The organism is Fredinandcohnia quinoae (assembly GCF_022427965.1).
Taxonomy (GTDB): Bacteria; Bacillota; Bacilli; order Bacillales; family Bacillaceae_L; genus Ferdinandcohnia; species Ferdinandcohnia quinoae.
Genome location: NZ_JAKTTI010000003.1, coordinates 210,829 through 216,828, shown reverse-complemented (window position 1 = coordinate 216,828; position 6,000 = coordinate 210,829). Strand labels below are relative to the sequence as shown.

At 36.0% G+C, this 6,000-nt stretch carries 7 protein-coding genes; all 7 read left to right on the top strand.

The features are described from left to right. The first annotated feature begins 800 nt into the window (after positions 1 to 800). The 7 genes from MJG50_RS04300 (at position 801) to MJG50_RS04270 (ending at position 5,958) form a co-directional block, all read left to right on the top strand. Entirely contained in the window at positions 801 to 1,073 is a 273-nt protein-coding gene (locus MJG50_RS04300; RefSeq protein WP_240253021.1) for a DUF2277 domain-containing protein, read from the top strand. 379 nt (positions 1,074 to 1,452) lie between these two features. Next, the gene (locus MJG50_RS04295; RefSeq protein WP_240253019.1) at positions 1,453 to 2,058 is read left to right on the top strand and encodes a class I SAM-dependent methyltransferase; all 606 of its coding nucleotides are present in this window, start codon (positions 1,453 to 1,455) and stop codon (positions 2,056 to 2,058) included. A gap of 11 nt (positions 2,059 to 2,069) precedes the next feature. Then, on the top strand, positions 2,070 to 2,450 hold the full coding sequence (locus MJG50_RS04290) for a hypothetical protein (RefSeq protein ID WP_240253018.1): 381 nt from the start codon (positions 2,070 to 2,072) through the stop codon (positions 2,448 to 2,450). Positions 2,451 to 2,643: 193 nt separating this feature from the next. Further along, a complete protein-coding gene (locus MJG50_RS04285; RefSeq protein ID WP_240253016.1) occupies positions 2,644 to 4,134 on the top strand; it encodes an amidase family protein in 1,491 nt (496 codons plus the stop codon). A gap of 78 nt (positions 4,135 to 4,212) precedes the next feature. After that, complete coding sequence (locus MJG50_RS04280; protein ID WP_240253015.1) at positions 4,213 to 4,617, top strand: hypothetical protein; 405 nt, start codon at positions 4,213 to 4,215, stop codon at positions 4,615 to 4,617. A 157-nt stretch (positions 4,618 to 4,774) separates the two neighbouring features. Next, a complete protein-coding gene (locus MJG50_RS04275; protein WP_240253057.1) occupies positions 4,775 to 5,341 on the top strand; it encodes a cupin domain-containing protein in 567 nt (188 codons plus the stop codon). 146 nt (positions 5,342 to 5,487) lie between these two features. Next, on the top strand, positions 5,488 to 5,958 hold the full coding sequence (locus MJG50_RS04270) for a hypothetical protein (RefSeq protein ID WP_240253055.1): 471 nt from the start codon (positions 5,488 to 5,490) through the stop codon (positions 5,956 to 5,958). Positions 5,959 to 6,000 lie beyond the last annotated feature (42 nt).

The window sequence follows — 6,000 nt, the reverse complement described above, 5'->3', positions numbered from 1 at the left end:
CCGTACGTACGGTGGTGTGAGAGGTCGGGGGTTAGTCACCCCCTCCTACTCGATTTCCGCTCGGCATGGGCTATAACTTGGTGGTGAAAGTCCCGAACTGTGAAGGCAGAAGAAGCGGTTTGAGTTCGGATGGTACTATCCGACTCAAGTGGTTTTGATTTCAATAGGACCTATTACCTAGAAACTTTGGAGAGAAATAAATCGTATATGATATTGCAAAGGGCGAAAGAATGGAAAGGAAAATAAAAATGGAGAACATCACATTAGAACAAGAAGAGAAAGAAGAGAAAAAGAGCTTAAAGAAAGTTTTTTTCTAAGTATACTTTATATTGCATTTGGGGTAGGTACGGCTTTTGGGTTCATCGAGGGAATAGAGTATTTACAATAAAAGGCATTTTCTACATCGGATTCCATTATCACTACTACTAATATAAGCTTTCTACATCCATTAATGATTATTGTATCATTAATAATCATTCCTTATTATTGTGATTATATTTATAAAAATCATTCAAAATTGACTGTTAAACAATATTTGAAAAAATTTTTATCAATCGTAATTCCGTGTATATCTGTTATTTATTTTATTCTGGTATAGTGTCTGCTTTAATTGGGATTGCTATTTATTTAGTTTTTTGGAAGTCATTATTTTGGCCCTTAAGTTCTTTTATTAAATTGGATGGTTATTGAAAAAAGGGCTATAAATGTATATTCAAATAATTAAATATAAAAGGTTTGCTGAAATCAAAGGTAATAGACTATTTTCTGATGATAATAAATGAACACAAGGAGGAGTAACTATGTGTAGAAACATTAGAACATTATTTAATTTCGACCCGCCAGCCACGGATGAGGAGATTCTTGCTGCATCTTTACAATACGTTAGAAAGATTACAGGCTTCAACAAGCCTTCAAAAGTAAACGAAGAGGCATTTAATCAAGCAATCAATGAGATAGCTATGGTTACAAGGAATTTATTGGACTCACTGGAGACTAGTGCGGAGCCTCGTAATCGTGAGGTGGAAGCTGAGCGTGCACGCATTAGAGCAGCAGAAAGATTTGGAGCGAAGTAAATTAAACCTACTGAACAGAGAGAAAGAGTATGAATAGCATATAGTAAGTATGAGTTAAATTTATCAATCAGGTGCGACAATCCAAGAAGAAGGATTATCGCCTTTTTTTATAGAAGTAAACTAATATGGAACAAATATGTTAGTGTTCAGTTTGAAAATAACAATGAGAAATTGATTGAGAAATCAATCAAGAAAATCGTCAAATGATAGAGCTTTAACTGGGAATTATGGTGATGATGCTAGTATTTTGGAATATCCGCGGGTTGGGGTGTAGTGAGTATCACCCTTGTTGGGTGGTGGTTTTGTAGAATGTAGTGAGTAGTTGATGGAAGTAGTTCATTATTATGAAAGAGTGTTCTTAAACAAAAGGAGCGAGAAAATGACAAATCCTAAATCGATACGTATTTTTGATCGACAAGCAAAATCGTACGAGAAACGTAGAAGGAAATTACAGTTAGCCCGGGAACGAAGTAGATTATTGAAAGATGCAAAAGGGAGTATTCTTGAATTATCTGTAGGAGCCGGAAATAACTTTCCATTTTATCCAAGCGGGGTTCATGTGACAGCCGTGGACTTCAGCCCAAAGATGATAGAGAAGGCGAAGGAAGCAGCGGAGGAATATGGGATCGATTGTGAATTTGTGGTTTCTGATGTGGAGGGCATCGAGTTACCGGAAAACCACTTTGATACGATTGTATCCACTTTATCATTATGCGCCTACGAGAAACCAGAAAAGGTTCTCGAGAAAATGAAGTACTGGGTGAAGCCTGGCGGAAGGATACTACTTTTCGAACATGGAAAAAGTACGAATTCTGTATACGCTTGGCTTCAAAATCGGTTCGATGCTTTATCTGTAAGATTCGTCGGTTGTCACCAAAATAGGGATATTCTGAAGATGGTCAGTAATGCGGGAATCGAAATTAAGCAATTGGAAAAGTTGATGCTACAATCGGTATTTTTAATACGTGGGGTAGTCCAAAAATAAGAGGAGGATTTATGAGGATTTTATTTATTTTGATTTCAATCATGTTGTTAACTGCTTGTGACAACCAATCCTTAGCAACTGTTGTTGATAAATATGATGTTAGTAAATTAAGTGTTGACTTTGGTAACAATGAAGCATATGAAATTGGAGCCAACTCAGAAGGAATGCCTATTTTTAAAGATGCTAAAGCAGCATTAAAACAAGCAAAATCAGACTATGTAGAGGGCTTTAAAGCAGTAGCAGAAGAATTTGAATTAGAACCTATCAGTCATGACAATTTTCAGGAATATAAGACATATGGTTGGCAAATTACAGTTATGGATAAAAATATTCAACAACAGGGCGTGGACATTACAAAGTTCCTCGATATATATGAAAATAGCTTTGAATGATGTCACTCTTCTGGGGTATCATCTTGATCCCATTAGCCACCAAACACACCAAGTACACCTACAATGATAATGTTCCTAATCCTTCACTTATTATTGACGCTACGAAACAATAATAAATGATTTTCTGTAACAAATAGAAACGCTGTTTTATTTACGGTCAGGTATATAAATTCAGAATTAACGAGGTAGGATTATGACGATTACATTTAATGAGTTTTTTAGAGAAGAATTAACGATTTACGAGATTCAAGATGCCATGGAAAAAGGGTTAGTAACTTCCAAAGAATTGGTGATGTACTACTTATATCGGATAGCGAAATATGATCAAGATGGACCGAAAGTAAATTCCGTTCTTGAAATAAATCCTGATGCTATCTTTTTAGCAGAGGCACTTGATAATGAAAGAAGTTTAAAAGGTGTTAGAGGACCATTACATGGAATTCCTGTCCTTTTAAAAGATAATATTGAAACTGCAGATTCCATGCATACAAGTGCGGGTACGATTGCATTGGAGAATTATTTGGCTGATCAGGATGCGTTTCTTGTGGAAAAGCTTCGTAAAGCAGGTGCGGTTATTTTAGGTAAGGCAAATATGACCGAGCTAGCTAATGCAATGTCCACGACAATGTGGGCTGGGTATAGCTCAAGAGGAGGGCAAGTATTAAATCCTTATGGAGATCCTGATCTTTTTGTAGGTGGATCTAGTTCTGGTTCGGCTGTGGCAGTTGCTGCCAATTTCACTGTTTTATCTGTTGGAACGGAAACAGATGCATCCATTCTTAGTCCTGCCATTCAAAATTCGGTAGTTGGGATCAAGCCGACTGTAGGTTTAATTAGCAGAAGGGGTATCATTCCTTTTACATATTCACAGGATACTGCTGGGCCAATGGCAAGGAATGTTACGGATGCTGCCCTTTTGCTGGGAGCTATGGCTGGTCTTGATAAGGAGGATGCTGCGACATTTAAAAGTGAAGGTAGAATAGAGCGGGATTATTCGATATTCCTTAACTCCGATGGCTTAAAAGGAGCGAGAATTGGCATATTTAAAAATGGATCTGATGACTTTCTAAATTCGGACGAGTATGATGAGGTCTTGTTCCAACAAGCTATCCAGGTTCTAAAAGATGAAGGAGCTTTTACTGAAGAGATCGAGATTCCTACCTTTCATAGAGAGTGGAATTGGGGAGTAAATCTATATGAATTGAAACATAGCTTAGATAATTTTCTTTCACAGCTTCCTACAAACATCCCTATTCATTCAATTAAAGAGTTAATTCACTATAATCAAATCAACAAAGAAGCGAAGTTAAAATATGGACAGGATAAATTGGAACAAAGAGCACTCCTTTCAAACACATTAAGGAATCCTAATTATATATTAAACAAATTGGAGGATTTGTACTTTTCCCAGGATCAAGGCATCGACCTTGCTTTGGAAAAATACAATCTTGATGCAATTCTATTCCCATCTTATATAGGTTCAACCATCAGTGCGAAAGCAGGGTACCCATCCATTGCCATACCTGCTGGCTATAAGCAAAACGGTCGGCCATTTGGAGTTACCTTTGCAGGAACAGCTTATAGTGAAGGGCAATTAATTATGTTAGCATATGCTTTTGAACAGGCTACTAATTTTCGAAAAAGCCCAAACCTCAGAATTGAAAAAATGAATATGAGCAAATAGCATAGTTTTAGCTAGCTAAGTAGGATCGAGGATTAGTTGGTATATTGGTATTCTTAATAGAAAATCAGGGGGGATCCAATGAATGTTAAATGTAAGTATCTCATAATCTTTACAATTTTTATTGTGATATTGGTTGGTTGTAGCAACAAAACGTTGAAGCCTGATAGTTCAGATAATACTTCTTGGTTAATGAAATTGGCAATCGACAACAATGATTATGAAAGTTTTGACGCATTGTTTTCTGAAGGAAGAAAAGGTAGTATTTCCGAAAGTGAATTTAACGAACTTCAAGATATTACAACAGCTGGTACTGATTATAAAAGGTACGAGTTATTGACCTTTGAAAATGGGCAAATGTTATTAGTAAGGCTTGCCCCTTCTGATAATAATACAGAAATAAAAATAGAAAATGTAATGCTTGTACCTGATGAAATGAAAGCTATGTTTAAAGATTTAGATCCTGCAATTACCGGAAAACCATAAAAGTTTCTATTGAAAATGAAGTACTGGGTGAAATCTTTAAAGTTTGCTATATGAATAGAATTTGGGAACTATATGAATAGATTTCTTGGCGCTTAGTTACATTCCCTAATCAAAGGGCATAAGATACTTTGATAATCTAAGAAAGGGAATGAGTAAAATGTACAATGATCCTTATGGGTATCCATATCCTTATTACGCGAATGCACCGATTTATCAAGATGGGAGACAGTACTACTATTGGGTGAATCCTTATGAAGCTGCACATTTTGGCTATTATCAGTCAGATTGGGGAAGAAATAAGATTATAAGCAAAGACCATGGTCCTAATCCCTTTGTAGTTGATATTAATGAAGCGGCTGAGCATAATAAAACTTTTCGTACTGCGATTTGGACAGGACAACATTTACAGGTTACCTTAATGAGTTTGAACCCTGGGGAGGATATCGGCTTAGAAATCCATCCAAGCACTGATCAATTTTTACGGATTGAAGAAGGCCATGGGATTGTCCGGATGGGAAGAAGGAAAAATCACTTAACCTTTGAAAGAAAACTCAGTGATGATTCAGCGATAATGGTGCCTGCTGGAACATGGCATAATGTTATCAATACTGGCAGGACACCATTAAAACTCTACTCCATCTATGCACCACCACATCATCCTCGTGGTACAGTCCAAGTTACAAAAGCAGAGGCGCAAGCTGCAGAGAGTACTCACGGTCGTTAATTGAATAGTATGGAAACATAAGGTCAATCTCATTATGTGATTGACCAATTTTTTTTAGCAAAATCCCTTACTAAAAATCGCTCACATGGCGGTTTTTTTTCATATAATTGGATACTTTAAAAAAGTAGAGGAGGGAGATGGCAACGATGATATCAAGAAGGCATTTAATCTTTAACATATCTTTATTAGTCATTCCATGGTTATCATTATTTTTCATAGGAAAGCAAAGCATGAAACGTTATTCCTTTGCTGGGATTTTTATTGTTATTTTTGAAATCATTAATCATTTGTATGGGCATAAGCGGAATTGGTGGAAGTTTTATGATAAACCAAAATCATTTATTAAGGATGAACTGCCTTTTAGCGTTGGTCTTTATATGCCTTTTTCAATGTGGATACTTAAAATGTCATATGGTAACTTTAAGAAGTTTGTATTGCTGAATATGATTGCTGATGGTCTTTTTGCATTTTTTTTCATTGATGTTCTAAAAAGGATAAAAATCATCCGTCTAAATCGCTTAAATCATTTTCAGTTTTTCATCTACTTACACTATAAAGCCTATTTATTATATGGCGTACAGTATTTGTATGAGCAGAGAATAAGGAAAATCAGCTAATATAGGAAATTAGTCACATTCCTTAATATGTGGGACATGCGA